The 19,762-nt window shown below is 39.1% G+C and carries 20 protein-coding genes; 9 read left to right on the top strand and 11 right to left on the bottom strand.

Annotation, left to right across the window (positions count from 1 at the left end):
- Positions 1–74: 74 nt before the first annotated feature.
- From ACM2FC_RS04480 to ACM2FC_RS04470, 3 genes are all read left to right on the top strand, one after another.
- A complete protein-coding gene (locus ACM2FC_RS04480; protein ID WP_498479657.1) occupies positions 75–1,835 on the top strand; it encodes a sensor domain-containing diguanylate cyclase in 1,761 nt (586 codons plus the stop codon).
- A gap of 742 nt (positions 1,836–2,577) precedes the next feature.
- The gene (locus ACM2FC_RS04475) at positions 2,578–4,236 is read left to right on the top strand and encodes an APC family permease (RefSeq protein ID WP_498479656.1); all 1,659 of its coding nucleotides are present in this window, start codon (positions 2,578–2,580) and stop codon (positions 4,234–4,236) included.
- A 425-nt stretch (positions 4,237–4,661) separates the two neighbouring features.
- Positions 4,662–4,907, top strand: a complete 246-nt coding sequence (locus ACM2FC_RS04470) for a hypothetical protein (protein ID WP_498479655.1) — start codon at positions 4,662–4,664, stop codon at positions 4,905–4,907.
- A 35-nt stretch (positions 4,908–4,942) separates the two neighbouring features.
- Here the strand turns inward: ACM2FC_RS04470 and ACM2FC_RS04465 are convergent, their stop codons facing one another.
- The 4 genes from ACM2FC_RS04465 to ACM2FC_RS04450 all read right to left on the bottom strand — a co-directional run bounded on the left by ACM2FC_RS04465 (position 4,943) and on the right by ACM2FC_RS04450 (position 8,072).
- Positions 4,943–5,140: a hypothetical protein gene (locus tag ACM2FC_RS04465; RefSeq protein WP_498479654.1), complete on the bottom strand. Its 198-nt coding sequence runs from the start codon at positions 5,138–5,140 to the stop codon at positions 4,943–4,945.
- A gap of 347 nt (positions 5,141–5,487) precedes the next feature.
- Positions 5,488–5,688 carry a hypothetical protein gene (locus ACM2FC_RS04460; protein WP_498479653.1) on the bottom strand — a complete coding sequence of 67 codons (201 nt, stop codon included), beginning with the start codon at positions 5,686–5,688 and terminating at the stop codon, positions 5,488–5,490.
- 301 nt (positions 5,689–5,989) lie between these two features.
- Entirely contained in the window at positions 5,990–7,057 is a 1,068-nt protein-coding gene (locus ACM2FC_RS04455) for an FAD:protein FMN transferase (protein ID WP_498479652.1), read from the bottom strand.
- A 157-nt stretch (positions 7,058–7,214) separates the two neighbouring features.
- Positions 7,215–8,072, bottom strand: a complete 858-nt coding sequence (locus ACM2FC_RS04450; RefSeq protein WP_498479651.1) for a LysR family transcriptional regulator — start codon at positions 8,070–8,072, stop codon at positions 7,215–7,217.
- Positions 8,073–8,198: 126 nt separating this feature from the next.
- On the opposite strand from ACM2FC_RS04450, the gene ACM2FC_RS04445 reads away from it, so the two are divergent.
- Positions 8,199–8,570, top strand: a complete 372-nt coding sequence (locus tag ACM2FC_RS04445; protein ID WP_498479650.1) for a YybH family protein — start codon at positions 8,199–8,201, stop codon at positions 8,568–8,570.
- A gap of 41 nt (positions 8,571–8,611) precedes the next feature.
- Complete coding sequence (locus ACM2FC_RS04440) at positions 8,612–9,445, top strand: alpha/beta hydrolase (protein ID WP_498479649.1); 834 nt, start codon at positions 8,612–8,614, stop codon at positions 9,443–9,445.
- 78 nt (positions 9,446–9,523) lie between these two features.
- On the opposite strand, the gene ACM2FC_RS04435 is transcribed toward ACM2FC_RS04440, so the two are convergent.
- The gene (locus tag ACM2FC_RS04435) at positions 9,524–10,078 is read right to left on the bottom strand and encodes an outer membrane protein (RefSeq protein ID WP_498479648.1); all 555 of its coding nucleotides are present in this window, start codon (positions 10,076–10,078) and stop codon (positions 9,524–9,526) included.
- Positions 10,079–10,843: 765 nt separating this feature from the next.
- On the opposite strand from ACM2FC_RS04435, the gene ACM2FC_RS04430 reads away from it, so the two are divergent.
- The 4 genes from ACM2FC_RS04430 (at position 10,844) to ACM2FC_RS04415 (ending at position 14,581) form a co-directional block, all read left to right on the top strand.
- Complete coding sequence (locus tag ACM2FC_RS04430; protein ID WP_498479647.1) at positions 10,844–12,448, top strand: YbhB/YbcL family Raf kinase inhibitor-like protein; 1,605 nt, start codon at positions 10,844–10,846, stop codon at positions 12,446–12,448.
- Positions 12,449–12,510: 62 nt separating this feature from the next.
- Positions 12,511–13,005, top strand: a complete 495-nt coding sequence (locus tag ACM2FC_RS04425; protein ID WP_498479646.1) for a hypothetical protein — start codon at positions 12,511–12,513, stop codon at positions 13,003–13,005.
- A 155-nt stretch (positions 13,006–13,160) separates the two neighbouring features.
- Complete coding sequence (locus ACM2FC_RS04420) at positions 13,161–13,766, top strand: LA_2272 family surface repeat-containing protein (RefSeq protein WP_498479645.1); 606 nt, start codon at positions 13,161–13,163, stop codon at positions 13,764–13,766.
- 131 nt (positions 13,767–13,897) lie between these two features.
- On the top strand, positions 13,898–14,581 hold the full coding sequence (locus tag ACM2FC_RS04415) for a DUF2982 domain-containing protein (RefSeq protein WP_498479972.1): 684 nt from the start codon (positions 13,898–13,900) through the stop codon (positions 14,579–14,581).
- A 3-nt stretch (positions 14,582–14,584) separates the two neighbouring features.
- On the opposite strand, the gene ACM2FC_RS04410 is transcribed toward ACM2FC_RS04415, so the two are convergent.
- From ACM2FC_RS04410 to ACM2FC_RS04385, 6 genes are all read right to left on the bottom strand, one after another.
- On the bottom strand, positions 14,585–15,241 hold the full coding sequence (locus ACM2FC_RS04410) for an MBL fold metallo-hydrolase (protein ID WP_498479644.1): 657 nt from the start codon (positions 15,239–15,241) through the stop codon (positions 14,585–14,587).
- A 77-nt stretch (positions 15,242–15,318) separates the two neighbouring features.
- On the bottom strand, positions 15,319–15,888 hold the full coding sequence (gene mepK / locus ACM2FC_RS04405) for a peptidoglycan L,D-endopeptidase MepK (protein WP_498479643.1): 570 nt from the start codon (positions 15,886–15,888) through the stop codon (positions 15,319–15,321).
- A 178-nt stretch (positions 15,889–16,066) separates the two neighbouring features.
- Positions 16,067–17,626, bottom strand: coding sequence for a L,D-transpeptidase family protein (locus ACM2FC_RS04400; RefSeq protein WP_498479642.1), 1,560 nt, complete (start codon positions 17,624–17,626; stop codon positions 16,067–16,069).
- Positions 17,627–17,851: 225 nt separating this feature from the next.
- On the bottom strand, positions 17,852–18,448 hold the full coding sequence (locus tag ACM2FC_RS04395; protein ID WP_498479641.1) for a GTP cyclohydrolase II: 597 nt from the start codon (positions 18,446–18,448) through the stop codon (positions 17,852–17,854).
- Positions 18,449–18,707: 259 nt separating this feature from the next.
- A complete protein-coding gene (locus tag ACM2FC_RS04390; RefSeq protein WP_498479640.1) occupies positions 18,708–18,878 on the bottom strand; it encodes a hypothetical protein in 171 nt (56 codons plus the stop codon).
- Positions 18,879–19,291: 413 nt separating this feature from the next.
- Positions 19,292–19,762, bottom strand: a complete 471-nt coding sequence (locus ACM2FC_RS04385) for a DUF2947 domain-containing protein (protein ID WP_498479639.1) — start codon at positions 19,760–19,762, stop codon at positions 19,292–19,294.

Here is a 19,762-nt window from a genome sequence, read left to right as displayed (position 1 = left end):
ATAAAGATAATAAACTGCCAAATTTGAACTAGACTTTTTAACTATAACGATAAAAACGCTAGGTGGCCTTAGTGATGAAAGGTAAGTCAATTTACAAATTTCAATACCTTCCCATTGTTGCTTTTATTATCTCCATGCTCATCGGAGGATACCTTTACAACAACACTCTTAATCAATGGCTAACCAAAGTGGTCAGTGGCTATATGCTTGGCCTAGTTGATGACGTTGCGCATGAAATACAACAAAAAAAGCTTGATCTGAACGAGATGAGCGACACCCAAATAGATGCATTTCTGGATACACTTTCTCAAGTGAATTCTCAGAGAAGATTCACAATAGTAGACAGCCGCGGCAAAGTGCTTGGCGACTCACAAATCAACATTCTTGAGCTAAGAAAACTTGATGATCATAGCAGCCGGCCAGAAGTTATGTCAGCCCTGAAGGGTGAAGAAGGCATTTCACAACACTACAGTACGACCTTAAACCAAAATATGTTGTATGTAGCGAAGAAAATTGAACTGCCTTTTTCGGATCATCATCACGACAATACCTATGTTTTACGTCTTGCTACTCCGACTACAGCAATAACATCTTTGGCCAAAGGTCTACAAGTCATTGTTCTCGCAATGATGGGTTGTTCTTTGTTCATCCTTATTTTCTTTTCCTGGTATAGCAACCGCAAGATGATGAGCTTTATAAATGAAGAGAAAAGTCATCAGGACGATCGAATTCGTCAACGCACCAAGGAAATCGAACTGCTTCATCGTTTGGCTAATATGCTAGCAGCATGCAACAATATCAACGAAGCACAACATGTAGTAGCCGATATCATCCCTAGAATCCTCGGCAATATAAACGGCTGTGTTTCGATTATTAGAGAATCTCGCAATCAACTTGAGGTGCAACTGGATTGGGGGGGCGAATGGCCTGCTAACAAGCTATATTCGCCAAATGACTGCTGGGCCTTAAGAAAAGGTAAACACCATTTGTCTCATGACGAATACCATCACCTACCTTGCGGACATATGAAAGGATGTGAAGAAGAAGGCCAAACGCTATGCATTCCTCTGACCGCACATGGCAATACCGTTGGTATGTTCCACTTATTCTTTGGCAACAACGTCGAACTTGCTTCCTATGAGACAAAACAATTAGCTTTTACTATTGCCGAGCACTTAGGATTAGCACTAGCCAACTTAAGCTTGCAGGAAAAACTACGTTCTCAAGCACTTAGCGACCCACTCACTGGCCTTTATAACCGACGTTATTTTGAAGAAGCATTTGAAAATGAGTGGGTAAAAGCAGACAAAGGTATTCAGCCCCTTTCGCTATTAATGCTTGATTTGGACCATTTTAAGCGGTTCAACGATAACTACGGTCACGATGCGGGAGATTATGTACTCAAAGAAGTCTCTAACCTATTACAAAACGCCATAGGTGAAAACCACGTCGCATGTCGATTAGGGGGAGAAGAGCTGGCAGTAATTTCTCCAAATTGCTCAGTGGAAGAGTCTTTAGAACTAGCAAATAAGCTCGTCCGAGAAGTAAGAGAATTACACCTAGATATGAATGGATTATCCCTCGGTCAACTGGGTGTATCTATTGGGGTTACCACTTACCCAGATCTTCATGGCCAGCCGCAAGCGTTAATAAAGGCAGCAGATACAGCTTTATACCAAGCGAAAGCAAAAGGTCGAAATCGCGCCATTCATACACTTTTAGATGAAGAAAGCTCTCCGAGCAAACCAATGAGCTCTGATAATTCTTCAAGCCATATCCCTGAGATTTATAGTCCAGAAAATGTAGAACCCCTACATGCTCCAAACTCAAAATAGGCTGTTACCGTTGTTTAGTAGTAATCAACGGTAACAAACGATTATTTCGCTTTAATTGATAGATAATATAAATAAAATTATGGGAAATAAATTTATATTGTATATTGTTCAATTTTTTTCATTATAAGCTTATTAAATAAATGAGAACCAAAACAGTGCAATATGCATGTACGATCTCTTTTTATTTATTTTATACATTTCTCATTTACAAATTGCACAATAAGATTTCACATAAACAACACATTTATCATAAACATTTTTAATGTTATTTTTTGATTAAATATCAATATCTTACAAAAATAATCATTTCCACTTTATTTCAAAACCATTGTCTAGCATTGATAAATAACCATATCAATCTCACTATTTTGGAACATTATTGTTGCAGAATAGTGCCCCGTATAAACATGAGCAATGTATATTGAACGATTTATTAATTTAATATAGTTTTCTTGTAGCGGACGACAAAGAAACACAGCTTCTTGTTGAATACTTTCAAATGGATTTGAACTAAATTGCCAAACAACTTAAGAGTGTTAGTTGTATTTTACGTAATAACTTGGAGGCGACTGCCGTTTCAGCGTTCTAAACATCGTAAATTTAGGCCTAAATAAATGATAACAATATTAAAACTAATCGTTTATTCCGCAAATTGTAGGGAGCGAATATATAACGCTTGGCAAACATTACACAAATACAAGTTGCCTTTTCGCGTTAGATTTTGATTAACTTGGGAAGTTTTATGTCAACTCTATCTGCAAACACAGTGGAAACCTCGGTTTCCAATACAACATCAGCAACGTCACCCAAACGAATGGTTGGACTAACAAGTTTGACCATGATTTCAGTCGGTTCAATGGTAGGATCAGGATGGTTATTTGGTGCATACCGAGCCAGTGAAATTGCGGGGCCAGCCGCTATTTTCGCTTGGATAATTGGCGCATTTGCCGTCCTACTCACAGCGCTCACCTTTATGGAAGTGGCAACCGCATTACCTGTATCTGGAGGCCCTGTAAAATACCTAGAAAAAACACACGGCTCTGTTGTAGGTTTTATCGCTTCATGGGCAATTTGGCTTTCATTCGTTAGTGTTATACCTATCGAAGCGGAAGCTTCCGTGCAATATATGGCCTCTTGGCCTTGGGAGTGGGTGAAGCCATTAACCTCACACCTTTTTAACCCAGCAACAGGCGCGTTAACTTGGGCAGGTTTAAGCATAGCGGTAGTTTTAATGCTCGTTTATTTTTTCCTCAACTTCTGGAGTATCAACCTATTTACCAAGAGCGTTAATGCCATTACAACATACAAATTAGTAGTGCCTGTACTAACTGTTGCGCTCATTATCTACGCTGGCTTTCACCCTGGTAACTTTGAAGCAGTTAACCACACAATTGCACCCTTTGGCTGGGCAAGCGTGTTTACTGCCGTGGCTATTTCTGGAATCGTTTTTGCCTACAATGGTTTCCAAGCCGCACTATTTTTCTCAGGGGAAGCAAAAAATCCTGCGAAAAGCATACCTCGAGCCCTTATCTACTCTATCGGGTTCTGTGCAGTACTCTACGTTGGCCTGCAAATAGCGTTTATCGGCGGTGTCGACCCTTCAAAGCTTGCAGTAAACGGATGGCATTTAAATTTCAGTTCTCCTTTTGCAGAACTGGCGCTAATTTTAGGGCTTCACTTCTTAACGCTACTTTTATTTATCGATGCATTTATTTCCCCATCGGGTACTGGTATTGGTTATATGGGGACAGTTTCTCGTCAACTGTTTGGTATGAGTGAAAACGGATACATGCCTAAAAGCTGCAAGAAGTTAGACAAAAAATATGGTGTTCCTCGTACGGCAATGGTGATTAACTTCATTGTTGGCTTAATATTTTTAGATATGTTTCGTGGCTGGGGACAACTAGCAGCGGTGATATCTGTTGCGACGGTAATATCCTTTATGGTGGGCCCACTTACGTTTGGCTCGCTTCGTAAAATAGCACCGGATCTAAAACGTCCTGTTTATCTAAAGTGGGGGCACATAATTTCTCCATTAAGCTTCGTGATCTCTTCAGAGCTATTCTATTGGTCCACTTGGCCACTAACAGGAAAGGTCGTATTCGTCATTTTGATTGGCTTCTTATTGTTCAGTTACTTCCAAGTTAAAAAAGGCTTCGGCGGATTAGGACAACACTTACGCTCTTCTATTTGGATTATCGCGATGTTCGCCACCATGACTTTTATTTCCTATATAGGCAGCAGTAAGTTTGGTGGTCTCAACATACTGCATTACGGTTGGGATATGGTCGCTGTCGCCGTTGCCGCTTTGGTGTTTTACTACTGGGGAATCAACAGCGCTTGGGTAACGCCGATGCTACAAGAGACATTAGAAAAAGACCTACAGGCGAATCTTCATTAAATATACCAATCAGTTCAGTACTATAAAACAACGATATGGCTCAATACGGTTATTTATTCGACGCTTATTTTGTAGAGAAATTGAAAAGAGGGCCCTGCCCTCTTTCTTCCGTACAAGACGTTACTAACTCTCGTTTGATCAGATGATCTCCATTCTGAATTACTTTAATCCCCCTTGAGTCGTCAACACCTTGGTTCCCTCCCATACTGACAAATTCACCAACTTCGTATTTACGTCCATCAAATTCAAATATCTTCTTTTTAAGTGTTGCTTGAAACAAATACAGAATGGTAGATTTTAGAGTGATAATTATCGCTATGAAAACAATCTGTCCTATAGTTAATGTGCTGTCAAAGCAAACAAATCACCGACAAGGTAACTAATTCTTTCTAAAACCCAAAATATCAGTAAGGACGACGCAAATAATGTCAATAAATGAAGATATTGAAGAATGGAAACAGCAGATTGATTGGGGCCTAAAAGAGCGGCCGCTGGGTGGAGATATCATTCGACACAATATTGCCATACCAATCGGAACTGATTCTCCCGAAGACATGTCTAGCACCAAATCAGAGCTCCAAAAATATTTTGAGCAAAAGGGCTATGCTGTTGACTTCAAAGATGAAGAGCAGGAAACATTTAGTATTGTCATTTCAAAAAAACCCGCATAAGCGGGTTTTCTTAAATTAAGTCATTGCGTTTGAGTTTAATAGTAAACTCTGTGGTGGCGGGGAATAACTACTACTGCCCTCGGTCTGCGCTCTACAACCACAACGTGCCTTGGACGATAAGGGTGTACTGGCTTAACTACTACCAATGGAGCCGGACGTACCACAACTACCGGGGCTGGCTTCACTACCACAACAGCAGCATTTGCATATGCGGAACCGAAAATCATACTCATTGCCAATGCCACTACACTTAAAATTGTTTTCTTCATAATCGTTATCTTGCCTTACCAGTTGAAGAGCTCATAGTCTATTCCTTGGCATTAAAAAAAGGAATGGTTAAGAAGTAATCTTGACCAAAACCTGAAGAAATGAACACTGTTTTTTTACTTAAAACTGAAGTTGGTAACCTCGAATAACAATGAGAAAGTAGAATTTTTTACTGCACTTCAAACAATTATAATGTCTCTCCGTACGATCAAATCGTCAAAAAAATGCAGAGCTCCGAAAAGAGTTCTGCATTTTAAAACTTCGAAATTATGTACTAGATACTTAGCGTATCCGCCAAAACATAGTTTTTCTACTACTTGACTACGACAACCTTTGGCTCTCTTTTAACAACGACAACTTTTGGTTCTCTTTTGACAACCACGACCTTTGGCTCTTTCTTAACGACAACAACCTCTGGCTGTTTCTTAACTACGACGACTGCTGCATTTGCATAGGCAGAGCCCAAAATCATACTTAAAGCGAGTACAGCAGTACTTAGTATTGTTTTTTTCATAATCATTTTTTTCTTTAATAGTTCGAGAAGCCTGAGTCTATTCACTCGGGTCTAAGAAAGGAATGGCAATTCATTAATCTTGACTAAAAATTAATAAAACAACACTACTTAGACTCCCTATATCCAAGAAAAATTGCTAACAAGATGCCAAATTTAAGAAGAGTATACTGCACAACATAACGTTAAAATCTTCACACCGAACTGACCTATAGTAAACCCTACGAAAATAGAACAGCACCACGAAGGTATTAAAAGAGCCTGATAGATCAATTATCAGGCTCTTTACAACTATCGGTGATGCTTAGCTTCCGTTAAATGTCACCCGAGTTGAACTTTCTAAAGCTGGGCTTTTCGAGCTGCTAAATGACTTCTTCTCACCTTGAATAAAGAACACTTCTAAATGCTGTTTCTGTGCGACTTCTTTACCCTCTTTCGGCCCTAGACAAAGCATCGTTGTCGCCCAAGCATCACTGACGATTGGGTTGTGACCAAACACGGATGCTGACACCAAATCATGAGTCACTGGGGCTCCTGTTCTTGGGTCTAATATGTGAGAGTACTCTTTTCCTTTGTCGTCAAAGTAGTGATGATAAGTGCCAGATGTATTCAACGATACACCTGTTTCATCATTGATTGTCACTATACGATATGGTTTTACACCATCTTTTAGTGGTATAGGATCTTCAATAGCGATACGCCATTTTCCACCTTCCGGTTTGTGGCCTTGAATTTTCATATCACCACCAAACTCAACTAAGTAGTTTTTCACACCATCGGACTCTAATACTTGGCTTAACTTAGTAATTGCATACCCTTCACCCATAGATGATAAATCAAGCTGTAGCTTAGGTATCGTTTTTCGAATGCGCATGTGCTCTTGGTCGATTTCTATTTTATCGATACCCATGTCCGCTTTGGCTGCGGCAATTTGCTTTGCTGTTGGCACGTGTAAAATGTCTTTCTGGAATCCCCATAGCGCAAAAAGTGGTTCAATCGTTGGGTCATAGCAACCGTTGCTCTCACGATGCACTTTCTTGGCAATTAACAACATATCGATAAGGTCTTTCGAAGCTGGTTGCCAATCAGTCGACGTACTACGATTAAACTTGGAAATATAAGAGTCATCTCGATAGGTAGAAAATTCGAGGTCAATTTTGGCTAACGTCTGATTAAATTGCTGCTGCACTTTTTCAGTTGGCACCGCTTGCTTCGACCACCAGCTAACGTGGTAGCTAGTTCCTTCTGCAAAACCAGATAATTTTTCTATTTGTGGTGGCTTGCTACAACTCGTGAGCAATAAAGAAGTAGAAGCGATAAATGCTATGGCAACACCGCTTTTAAAAATTCTACCGAATGTTTTTGAAGGCATGTTCTTCATCTAATGTAACAAAAATTTGCGGCAGTTTATCAGTAGAATTTGCACAATACTATAGAGCTACTGAACTTTAAATCTTACTAGTACACGCAGCTAGGCTATGTCCTGCCAGCCATTGATGAGACTGATATTAACGGCATATTAAGCTCTACTATGAGATGATATTTTGCACCCTATCCTCAATTGCCTTAGCTGCCATTTTAACGGTTAACGGCAGGTGCGTTCGGTATGGATGAAGCAAATATATTGAGTTGGCTAACGTTGGTTTCACTTCTTCAATTGCTTCTATCCTCTCACAGTCCTTTAGTATAAAGTCTGGGACCAAGCCTACACCAAGATCCATTTCTAACATGGTAACCACATCAGAAACGGTATTGGCTTTGTGTTTTGCCACAAAAGTGAATGATTCTTCTAAATCCCCACGCACTATTTGGTGAACAATTGGATCAGCCTGCCAGTGCTGAGCAATATATGTACAGGATTCTAGCTTTGTAGATAGGTGTTTCGAACGGCACAACACGTCGTGAAATTGACCAATTTTTCGTTGTTTCAAATTTGAGTCTTTCGATGCACCTACACGGATAGCCAAATCGATATCTTGGTGCATAATATCGACATGTTGATCATCACTAATAAAGTTCAAGCTAACTTCAGAGTATGGGGAAAACAACTCAACTACAGCAGGTAATACAATACTTTTCATCAGAAGATGTGGAGCAGTGACGGTGATCTTTCCTGCAGGTTTTAAATTTGTATCAGCAGCAGTGAGCCAAGCCTCTTCCGCTTGCTTTGTCATTTGAGCACATTGCAAATAAAAACCTTCACCGACTGACGTTAATGACTGCTTTCTTGTCGTCCGTTTTAGTAAACACGTACCAAGTTCTCTTTCCAACTGTTTTAGTGCAGAGCTAATGACTGACTTCGACACGTCAAGTTTATCCGCTGCTTTGGAAATGGACCCACTTTCTACGATCTCAACAAACAAGGACATTAGGCGTAGCTTATTCATCTTACTCTCCGCAACATTTCTTTGTTCTATTATAGCGAACACTCTTTTCTTATTTGTTTGTTTTTCTCTGCTAATTGTCACTCTATGATGAATTTGTAAACTAATAAATAAGCAAAGGAAATCGAGATGACTCAATCAACTCTTAAAAGTGCTCAACAAGGTATTTCTGCTTGGCAAAACTCATTTAACAATCAAGATGCGGCCAGTTGCGCAGCTCAATATGCTGAGGATGCAGTGATGATTGCAAAGCCATTTGGCAAATTTGAAGGCAGAGAAGCAATCCAAGCTTTTTGGCAAAATATCATCGATCAAGGCTTTAACAATGTAGATTATACCGATGTTGAATGGCAGCAAGATAGTGAGAAAGGCTACATCCTATCTTCGAAGTGGACGATGAATAAAGCATTTGGTGTAGTGCACAAAGAGCTATGGGAGATGCAAAGCGATGGACTTGCTCGCTTAACTTACGACGAGTTTGAAGTGCTGGGTGAAAAATAGTTCCGGCTAATTTGGCAACGAAATAGCGAGAGAACAAGTTCATGTCTAAAAATGATTATGACCGTCAGTTTAATTTAAGGAAGCGGCATCCGTTTGCTCAGGTGCACCTTCTATCGAATGCAATACAAAGTAAAATTGCGAGGTTTAAACTAAAAAGCTCAATCGATATAAGCTACGGAGAGAGTCAAGGTGAGAAAATGGATATCTTCCCTGCCGATAAGCCAAACGCTCCTGTGTTTGTTTTTATTCACGGTGGCTATTTTCGCTCTCTTGATAAAAAACAGTACAGTTATATTGCAAAACCGTTGGTGAAACTTGGCTTTACCGTCGCAATCATCAACTATGATCTGGCGCCATCCGTTTCAGTGGAAACGATTACGAACCAATGTATCAACGCTTATTCATGGATACAGAATCACATTGGCGCTTGGAATGGAGACGCTCACAATATGATCTTATGTGGGCATTCGGTCGGGGCATTTTTAGTAGCTAAAGTCGTTGAATTTTCATGTAGTCGTGACAAGATTGATTCAATCACCAAAATCGTACTACTCAGTGGCTTATATGATTTAAGCAATATGAAAAAATCCTACCTTAACCAAGACTTAAACCTGTCAGATCATGAGGTGAGAACATTGAGTCCTCTACTTTCTAAATCCTATCAATTTCCAAATACCCTTGTCGCTGTAGGAGACAATGAAACAGAAGAGTTTTTACAACAGTCAGAGCACTATGTGAAAAAGTTAAAAAAGGCTGGAACACCCTGCGAGCATTTAATCTTAAAAAATAAAAACCATTATACGGTTTCTCGAATGCTTGCTACTCATAACAACTGTTTAATATCTAAGATACCGTCGATATACTCGGTTATCTAAAGCTGTTAGCGCAGACTTGGAAGATAAAATAATTACTAAAAACACCGCCCCGTTTATAGGGCGGTGTGGAATAGATAATTATTCAAAAGTGTAGCGGGCACCTACAAGGAAGCTGTCACCTACTGGGGCTTCATGGCTGCTGTTAGCATCAGCTGAAGTGGTACCAAAGTAATGCGTATAAGTTGTTTGAAGGCTCAGATCTTCATTTACTTTATAGTCCACACCAGCGCCTAGCAACGGCTTATATGCTGTTTCGGTTACTCCATTTGCCTCTGAGTGCATGTATGCCATACCGCCTTTACCAAACACCGCCCACTTTTCTGTAATGTGGTAAGTCCCCACACCTGCAAGATCAATAGTTTGGGTTTTTATTTTAAGCCCATCGATATCTGGGTTGCCTAAATAATTATAGCTAAGTTCGCCGCCAGCATCCCAATCAGAATTGATCGCTTGGGTATACCCAACACCAATATTTGCTGCTGCGTCAGTTTTACCTGATGAATTTGGCATCTTCTGTTGTGCAACACCCACGCCACCATTCACATAGATATTTCCAGCAAATGCAGACGCTGTTCCTGCAATAGATAATACTGAAGCTAATGCAACAAGTTTGGCAATATTTGTCTTTTTCATAAAATACTCCTGCTAAATACTTTTTAATTCAATTTATTAGTGAAATTTTTTATTCATTCACTTCACTGGTTACGAATAATAAAAGTGAAATATTACACTTTGATTTCACTTTTATTAAAAATAAAACAGTGTTCAATTGCAAGTGTTTTTTTAAGTTCTTTATTATTCGCCTCTACACCAATGAGTATTTGGACCAAAAACGACGTTTTTCTTGAACTAAAGAAGTCTTTTTATTTCACATGCAAGTAGTCTGTATGGCAATTAAATAAAGGCTTGAAGCTGAACGTACACTCAAAGAAAATACTGTATTTTAATAGCGTGTATTATGTATGAAATTTCTATATTTAATAGTAGTAAAACGATCTTTTATCTATCTAAAAACGCAAAATGTAAATCTAATGTTTCATTTATACCTTATCAATGTGAGAGTTGTTTGTTAATTAACTACCAATCTATAGACATCTAGAAGTTTGGATATGAAACATGACCCTGCTACTGTCAAAATATTAATAGCAATCATTTCTTTTTAGATAGGGATAAATGAAAATATGACTCTAGTGTTTAATTTTAAAATATTCACCAAGCGGTTGATTTGTAAGTTGAAACATAACAACTGATTATTTAATGATAAAAAATACTGCAAAATAAATTTATAAAACATTCATATATTGATAAGCCTCTGAAAATAAAAAGCCCGTCTAGACTCCATACTGATTATAAGGATAATCAGGCAAGCAATTGGAATAAAAATAAAAGGATTTTTCAATGACGCCATACAAGCTAAAACGTTGCTTCATATTATTGGCGTTTTTGAGCTTTAGTAGTCTTGCTCAAAGTAGCCTAATGCTTACTAGTCCCATAGCAAAAGATAACGGTATTTTACCAGATACATATACTTGTAAAGGTGATGGTATCTCTCCACCAATAGAATGGTCAGGTGTACCTAATAATGCCAAGTCAATAGTTGTGATTATGGATCACATCCCCTCACCCAATGCCTTAAAATGGTATTGGATAATGTACAACGCTCCAGCAAAAGATACCGTACTCCTCGCTGGAAAATCAGTCGGACAACTTGGAAGTAATGGAGAAAACCCAAATTTAAGCTATGCCCCTCCGTGTTCTAAAGGCCCTGGATATAAAAAATATACCATCCATGTCTACGCTCTAGATCAAAGGCTAAAGATTAACAATCCTCGACAGCTCACCCCCAAAAAGCTAAGAGATCAGATGAACGGAAAAGTTCTAGACCAAGCTTCACTGACTTTTTATTTTGAAAGAACCAAAGGACCGACAGACCAAAGAGACTTGCCACCTACTGTGACTAATAATACTGATTCTCGCCCTTCAAGACCGGATGACGGACATCGCCCCCCAAGACCTGGAGATGGAAATCGTCCACCAAGGCCCAGTGATACCTTTTGGGCTCATGGTAATCCTAATCAGGGGCCTCCTCCTCATGACGATGTCAAATTAACATTACCGACCCCTAGTGTTGATAGCCAAAGGTGTCTTGATATTAAAAGTTCGTTCTACGATGCTGGCTTTAAGAATATTCTTATATCTTGTGACCATGAGTATGCATACGTTCAATCCAACACTTACCCGAACCATGTTCTGATGGACGGTATTACTAGCACCAACGAGCAAGTCCCAGTGCCAACGTTTAATTATGTCGTACCTATTAAACTTCAACCAAAGCTTGCACAGAAGAAGACCACACGAGATGCAGCATTGGGTGTCGCCATCAATGGTGTACCAATCTATGATTATTCGTCTCAGGGTGAATTGAACATCAATCATTACGACCCGAAAAAAGATACAGTTCTATTAGGCCAACTCGATGAATGTGGTGGTCACGCAGGACGCGGGGATGATTATCATTACCACGCTAAACCGACCTGTATGATCAACGCCATGAAAAACAAGTCAGATGCGAGCATCATTGGTTGGGGCTTTGATGGCTTTCCTTTGTATGGGGACAACAACCCGAATGGAACAGAAATAGCAAAAGGTGAATTAGATGTGTGCAATGGTATAAAAGACCGCAACTTTGGCTATCGATACCACACGTCTAACTACGAGCCATATATTTTTCAGTGTCTCGTAGGTGAAGTGAATACATCAATATTACCTCGGGTCCCACCACTTAAAGGCAGCAAGATACGATCTGATTTGAGACCTCCGAGAGGCCATGTGCAAGACTTGAAATTTACAGAATCGAACGATGGCACTCGAACTCTTAGCTACCAATATAAAGGTAAAGCTTACTACACAAAATATACACCAACTGATGGCAAGTGCTTCCATTTCGAGCAGAAAACAATCAGCAATGGCGGGGCAATACAATCGGGTACATTTTGTCGATAAAGCCGATTTAATCTACAAACAAAATCATGCAGCAACTTCTCATAAAGCATTGGAGCCATACTTTGAAAACTTTTATAATCATCATCGTCAGCTTTTTTTGGACAGCTTTTGCTTGGTCACATGAGTTGCATGAAGCCAAGTCCAATATAATTCTTAGAGATGGCCAAGTAGAAATGAAGCTATATGTACCACTTGAACATTGGTTAGAAGTGGTACAAAACCCCGAATCTTGGTTGCTTCATAAATCTGATATCGTGATTACCAATGAAGATTTAGTTAACCCAAATAAATTAAAGATTTTTTCAGATAAAATAGCTAACCATATAATAGTTAAGCTAAATCACAATCAATCAACATTAATCTTTCACACTTATCGAATCAACGAATTAAGTGGCGGCATGGTTGAGTTTATATACTCTGCAAAAGACACCGTTGCCGACATAAGTTCCATAGAAGTGGCTTTTCCAAAGTCACTTGGCAACGTTCATCTATCATTAGTAAAGCCTGTATATCGGTATATTCGCTCAGGAGAGACCCAAAATATTCGTCTCAACTAATTACTGAATGCATTAACTCGTGGACGAGTAAAAACTTCAGCATACACGTTAATAACACTTCAACGACATTCATGTTCTAAGCCTGACATATCATGAGTTTGAATTTGCTATTAAATAGAGCGCAAATTATCTAGTTAAAAATATAGGAAGTAAAAATGAAACTTAGATTTGTGTTAACTGTAGCTCTCGCATCTCTCTCAGCAACCGCTATGGCAGCAACGGAAACAACTACACACTCCTCAGGAACACAAGCAATTCAGTTATCATTACCCAACAAAAACTTACCTGAAGGCAACGTAAACGGTGGACGACTAGCACTACTCTACGGCAAAACTGATAAAGTCACGGGCGTAAACTTAACTATCTTGGGTCTATCGGATGTAAATGAGTTTAAAGGTGCTCAGTTTGCCTTCTTGGGTGCGAACAGAAACCGAACAGATATGCAAGGTGCTCAGTTCGGTCTGGTCAACTGGAATGACAACAATGCATTAGGCGCAAGTTTTGGTTTATTAAACTATACCGGAGGCAAGTATACTGGTGCTCAATTTGGTTTAGTTAACTTCAATAAAGGACCGATGGAAGGTGCTCAGTTTGGCTTTGTTAACTTTGCCAATAACCTGACAGGTCTTCAGTTTGGTTTTGTCAACGCAACAAACCACATTGATGAAGGCGTACAAATTGGCCTAATCAACTACGATAAATCTGGTACTTTTGTAAGTAAAGACTTACCTGTATTCCCTATCATCAACGCTCGTTTCTAAATTTTAATATTACCATTCTTAGTAATATGGCAGCCAATTGGCTGCCATATTTTTTTATCATTCTTGATTTGGGTATAAACTAAACAGATAACCCTGTGTAAGAGGTTTAAGTGTTAATGGCCACGTTCAAGATGAATACGCTACAACTTTCAAATCACCACTTCCATATAAGTTCTTCGAAAAGTAAGCTTATTGTGGCTGTTTCCATATTGGCTGCGATAACTCTTATCCTTATGTCTCCAAGCCCGCAAACGGCTGTAATATCAGTGATTATCATCCTTGCCTTGGGCTGTTATGGCTACTATGTTGCCCTAAAGAGTAAAGTTTCTTACACCCTAACGGCTACCCATTTCCAACAACATTTATTCAAGGGTGGCTGGGTCGTTAAGTGGAACAACATTAGTAAAATCGGCTTATGCACCTACAATCAAGATGGCTGGCTTCAACCTTTACCTTGGGTCGGCATCAAACTAAAACACTACTCACCTTATATTGATAGCATTTGCCCACGTATCATATCTGAAATACTCATGAGTCAACGCTCACTGTTATACCTAGGTGCAAAACAACTTGGACGTGAGAACATTTTTGAAGACATAGTCTTAGACTCCGATCCTTACAAAACCGAGGATGGTACAAAATATCGTGGGCTACTGGCGATGCTTGCTAATAGAATGCAGCACCAAAGAGAGTTTCACGAGTACGATATATTTATTGCTGTGTCGGACTTAGATAGAAGCGGAGAAGAGTTTGTTGGACTGGCTCGACGCTATTTAGCCGCTGCCGAACCAGAACCGTGTCTAGATGAAGACTAACCCTTAGTACAAAGGCATTTCATCAGCAACAAATGGGTTTGATGCCCGTTCACGGCCAAATGTTGATTCTGGACCATGACCCGGAACAAAGCGTACTTCATTTCCTAAAGGCCATAACTTTGTTTTGATTGACGTAATTAGCGTATCAAAATCGCCCTTCGGAAAATCAGTGCGGCCAATACCACCGCTGAACAGGACATCTCCTACAAACGCCAATTCTGCTGATGAACTGTATAGAACAACATGCCCAGGTGTGTGACCAGGTGTGTGAATTACCTCTAACGTCTCATTACCAAATATTACTTTGTCACCCTCATTCAGCCATTTGCTAGGCTCGAATGCTTGAGTTGGAGGAAAACCAAACATCTGACTCTGACCATTGAGACTTTGTAACCAGAATCCATCATCTTCGTGAGGTCCTACGATTTCGATGCCGCCTAGAAGCTCAGCTAAAGGTTCAGTGCCACCCACGTGATCAAGATGACCATGCGTTAACACTAGTTTCTCAATTTGAATACCGTTGCTATCAATAGCCTTTTTCAAGGTTTCGATATCGCCGCCCGGATCAATCACTATGCCTTTAAGGGTTTCATCACACCACACAATGGAGCAATTTTGAGCAAAGGAAGTGACCGGAATAACTTGATATTTAAGGGACATATAAAACTCGTTAGCTTCTCAACAATTGGATGAACTATGACACTACTAATACGAATTTACAACTTCAGGCTAGGAAATCAAAGCTTCTGAGACCAGCTTCGAACAGGCCCAGTATCGATATGCACAAAGTTGCTTCTTGGATAGTACCCGACGCCACCTTGCTCTAACGCCAGCGCAGCCTCATGCACGTCAGCTAATGGCACTCCTTTGAGCCTGAAATCTATTGCTTGCCCTCGAGTATGATAGCTATGTTTTGCTACTCCACGAGAGTGAGCCCTAAGCGTATTATTGGTCACAAGAGAGCGATAACCTGATATCAGCTCAACTTCCGCGTCAGTCGCTAACAAAAGCTTTATTTGGTATATCAGGTCAAACAACTTTCTATCCATCACATAAACTTCATTACGCCGAAAATCGCGACAGAAATGGTTTAAATTGGTCAATACACTTTCAACATAGTTATTACCATCAAAGTAACAACAATCAATTCTTTCCTTGGTATGAAGGTTATAAAAAGCGATTGAACGAGGGTCAGTAGGACATTTGGCTACAGATAGTGTCTGAGCCTGAACTAAACGCGGCAATCCCGTCGCAAGAAGTAATCCACCAGCCGATAACTTTAAAAATTGACGACGAGAAAAAACCAATACTTTACCTATACTACATCATGGAACTAGGCGAGAAGATACAGAAGCAAAAACAGCTGGTCAATTAACCATGTTGCATATCAATTCGAACAAAAAAAACACTTTTATCGGTTAATATTTGAACAGTATAAGGAATTTAAATTTTGTGACATTAAAGCTTTTTGTTTAATTCTCAAAATTATCCTTTGGTATAGCTGTAACTATCGTGGTTATACACATCATCTCTGTACTGCACTTGTCCAGACTCAAACCAAACTGTTTGATAAATAATATGTACAGGAATAGCTTCCTTAAGAGGGATTGATTGATTTTCCATTTCTAAGTCACTTTTAGGCGTAGAAAGCACTTCTTCAACTTGAGTTTTGAGAAGCAAGTCAGCAAATAAGCTCGCTTTCTCTATGCGGACACATCCCGAGCTAAATGCTCGAATTTCTTTATCGAAAAGCTTTTTGCTTGGTGTGTCATGTAAAAAAATAGCCCTTGGGTTTGGAGTGTTAAATTTATATAAACCAAGAGCATTTACGTTTCCGGGCCTCTGACGCATTTTATATGGAAATTTATAAGGGTTAACTGTTGCCCATTGTATTTCTTCGGGACTAATGGTTTTTTCATCGGCCCACTCTTCTACGATTTCGATGCCATTTTCTATCAAGTAGTTGGTGTCTTTTTTAACTTTTGGAATAATATCAGCGACCATGATTTTCCAAGGAACATTCCACACAGGATTTAAAACCAATGAGTCCAAATTCGTTTCCATCACTGGCGTTTTGCGGCTTTTTCTTCCGACCACCACTCTCGATTCAAAAACCTCAACACCAGACCTCCAATACTTCATCGCAAAATTTGGCACATTGACAATAATTACACTGTCTTTTTGCTCAGGCCATATTCTCAATCTTTCAGCATTTAAGGCCAACATTGATAGCCTCTCTCTTACTGGAACGTTCAGCCATTTAACAGTGACAGGATCAATTTTACCGTCATCTTTTAAGCCATGAGCTTTTTGAAACTGGCGTACAGATTTGACTAAGTGGCGATCATAAATGTTATTGCTAACGCTCCTCTTGTCTATTTTGATATCAAGAAGCTTGAGCCGTTCTATAAGAATTGGTTTATTCGGTAAATTGTCGCCAGCTTTTTTTATGCCAACTTGCTTGTACTCATCAACCTCTTTGTCTTCAAATTGCTCTAGGTGTGCATAAGATCTTAGTAGTTCCTTGTATCCACCACTCGTGGGTGTATACATATTAATAATATCGTCTAGTTGATTGAGGTTTACAGCTATATAGAGAGAAAGAACCGCACTTTCACTTGGTCGTGGCAAAAAGCTTGCAAACTGTTTTTCAAAAAACCATCGAGAGCCATTAAGAGGAGCTTGCTCCGCATAACTCATGTATAACAACATAGTATCGGTAGCAAGCAAGTCATATTCGAACCAACGATTCGCTTTACGATAGAACTGCAAATAACTGAGCTGGCTAGAAAATAATGGACTTATTCTCGCTCTCTTTATCATTTCGAGCTGAAATTCAAAGCGCATAGCTTGGTTTAAATCGTACCAGATTAGGTTGTCGTTATTTTCTCGATAAACACGCTCAACTAGCTTGGGAAACTGAATTAAACTTATCACTGAAGAATCAGCGCTAATCCATTTCAGCTTCTCAAATCTATCCATAGCGATACTAGGCATAGATGTGACTAGTAGGCAAAGTGCCATGAGTAATAGCTTTTTAACCATAACCAAAGTTCATATGCAAACAATTAAATTAATTATGGCAGAGAAATGAATAATTAGTGATGAATTGAGACGTGAAGCGTATTGTGGCTGGAGAAAAGAAACACAAATAATATAGTTATCAACAATATATTTTAACTGTTGTAAATCTAAATATTTTTATGGCTTACCCAAGCACGATTGTGTTGCTTGGGTAATATCAAAGAACGTCAATTAGAATGCAAAAAATTAAAGCTTAAGATTGTGCTTACCGTGAGATATCTTAGCTTGCAAGTATTTTTCATTACCCGACTTTAGATAAGCGGAAGTATTGATTACTTCAATAATTTCAATTCCCTTGCCTTCTAGGTCATTTATCTTTTTGGGATTGTTTGTGATTAATCTGATTTTGTTGATATTCAATGCTTGCAGCATTTGAGCAGCTTCGCAGAAATCACGTAAGTCATCGCCAAAACCCAAGTGATTATTCGCTTCATAAGTATTCAAACCTTCGCTTTGAAGCTTATATGCATCTATTTTATTATAAAGCCCTATCCCTCTTCCTTCTTGGCGCAAATAAAGCAATACACCACCTTTTTCGGCCATCGTTTTTATTGTTTCTTCAAGCTGCTCACCACAGTCACAGCGTGAAGAGTGAAATACATCACCTGTTAAACACTCCGAATGCATTCTAACTAAGGGAGGCTCGTTTACTTTGTCTGCACTTTTAAAAATGACGGCTACGTGTTCTTTATCTGTTTTTAAACCATTAAATGAGAGTAGCTCTGCATCGATATTACTTTTCGGACCCACTTTGAAGTCCACTCTGGCTCGTACTTCCGCCATAATATTACTCACTTGGATATTACTTATGCTGAAAGGCACATCTGCTTTCTTTACTTTTGATTCGATCTTGGGGCAAATATTCGATTTTCAATGTGTAAGTGCAAATGGTTTGAATTGTTACATTATAACAATATTTAAAAGAATGAAAACCGACAAATAACCACAAATTATTATGGGTTTATAACAATTGACAGTACTTATCAGTCCCAATGTGAGCACACTCCTAGCAGTATGCTGTTCGACATTCTAGCACACTAAACTACGATTGATTTTGCTTCCATATACATAGCTCAATCCACACTGCTTCAAGCTCCTTTAGCTCCTCTTTGGTTAACAAAGTAAGAGTAGGAAGAGATTCACCGTTATGAACTTGCAAGGAATCAATCTGTGCGTAAAAGTCTTTCCTTAATTGCAATTCTAGGGTTTCCACTGCTTTGTCCCGAAAGCTAATCCTATTATTTATTACTTATTATGGTATGAATATTAACATATGACATATTCATACAACCACTAGTATAGGTGATAAAATAATATTCACAATATAATTACTAGCACACGCAATCATAAATAGATTCTAGCTCTAAAAAATTGGGTAATATATAAAATTACCATGTGAATGAAAGCTCTAGCATACTAGAAAGATCACTTAGCGACTGCTCGGTTATAATCATGTTTATCGATTATAGTCATCAAAAATACTGCCTAGGATCCTCAAAGATCATTCACGCAAGAATAAGCAGCCCTAATTAATACGGTTTTTCCTTAAATTAAATCCGCGTTAATAGGATATAGATTCAAATTTACCATTTTTTATGCTGATGGCTAAGAATGCCAAAAAATGGTTTAACGGTTCCCTAATTTCACAAAGCCACTCGAATCAAACCAGAGAGATTGCTTTCTCCGTCTAGCGACCAAAATTGGCCCATCATCGTAAAATAAAAAATTCTTCCAATGCTTCTTAAAAATCAGCCACTTAGTCTCTACGATGTTGTATTTTTCATAACAAAAGTAAACCGTGACATCATCTTGCCAGTCGATATGATCGAGCACTTCTTCTGGCAGACCCAAATTATCATCTTCCCAAGACTGCATCCAATCGACTTCTTGCAACCAGCTAGACGTCTTTTTTGGCCAATCCTGAGAACTCAAACGTTCGGCGTCTGGGCTTTGGGGGCTGATATTCTCTTTCCAGAATTGAGCCGCTCGTTGCGCCGTCATCGGTTTAATACAGACCAGATCCTTCTCTGGTATTGGCATTGACTGGTGGGTAAAAATCCACTTTCTTGGGTAATCTTCCAAAGATAGGTACGACAT

The sequence above is a fragment of the Vibrio sp. A37 genome (genome assembly GCF_059777565.1).
Note: the sequence above shows the minus strand (reverse complement) of the source record. Positions and strands in the feature narration are given on the sequence as shown.

Coding starts and splice junctions, on each gene's coding strand:
- ACM2FC_RS04410 (WP_498479644.1), bottom strand. CDS start 15,241: ATGTCCCTTAAATATCAAGTTATTCCGGTCACTTCCTTTGCTCAAAAT.
- ACM2FC_RS04460 (WP_498479653.1), bottom strand. CDS start 5,688: ATGAAAAAAACAATACTAAGTACTGCTGTACTCGCTTTAAGTATGATT.
- ACM2FC_RS04480 (WP_498479657.1), top strand. CDS start 75: ATGAAAGGTAAGTCAATTTACAAATTTCAATACCTTCCCATTGTTGCT.
- ACM2FC_RS04445 (WP_498479650.1), top strand. CDS start 8,199: ATGACTCAATCAACTCTTAAAAGTGCTCAACAAGGTATTTCTGCTTGG.
- ACM2FC_RS04385 (WP_498479639.1), bottom strand. CDS start 19,762: ATGTCGTACCTATCTTTGGAAGATTACCCAAGAAAGTGGATTTTTACC.
- ACM2FC_RS04430 (WP_498479647.1), top strand. CDS start 10,844: ATGACGCCATACAAGCTAAAACGTTGCTTCATATTATTGGCGTTTTTG.
- ACM2FC_RS04435 (WP_498479648.1), bottom strand. CDS start 10,078: ATGAAAAAGACAAATATTGCCAAACTTGTTGCATTAGCTTCAGTATTA.
- ACM2FC_RS04415 (WP_498479972.1), top strand. CDS start 13,898: ATGAATACGCTACAACTTTCAAATCACCACTTCCATATAAGTTCTTCG.
- ACM2FC_RS04395 (WP_498479641.1), bottom strand. CDS start 18,448: ATGGCGGAAGTACGAGCCAGAGTGGACTTCAAAGTGGGTCCGAAAAGT.
- ACM2FC_RS04465 (WP_498479654.1), bottom strand. CDS start 5,140: ATGAGTATGATTTTCGGTTCCGCATATGCAAATGCTGCTGTTGTGGTA.
- ACM2FC_RS04420 (WP_498479645.1), top strand. CDS start 13,161: ATGAAACTTAGATTTGTGTTAACTGTAGCTCTCGCATCTCTCTCAGCA.
- ACM2FC_RS04470 (WP_498479655.1), top strand. CDS start 4,662: ATGTCAATAAATGAAGATATTGAAGAATGGAAACAGCAGATTGATTGG.
- ACM2FC_RS04400 (WP_498479642.1), bottom strand. CDS start 17,626: ATGGTTAAAAAGCTATTACTCATGGCACTTTGCCTACTAGTCACATCT.
- ACM2FC_RS04455 (WP_498479652.1), bottom strand. CDS start 7,057: ATGCCTTCAAAAACATTCGGTAGAATTTTTAAAAGCGGTGTTGCCATA.
- ACM2FC_RS04475 (WP_498479656.1), top strand. CDS start 2,578: ATGTCAACTCTATCTGCAAACACAGTGGAAACCTCGGTTTCCAATACA.
- ACM2FC_RS04440 (WP_498479649.1), top strand. CDS start 8,612: ATGTCTAAAAATGATTATGACCGTCAGTTTAATTTAAGGAAGCGGCAT.
- ACM2FC_RS04450 (WP_498479651.1), bottom strand. CDS start 8,072: ATGAATAAGCTACGCCTAATGTCCTTGTTTGTTGAGATCGTAGAAAGT.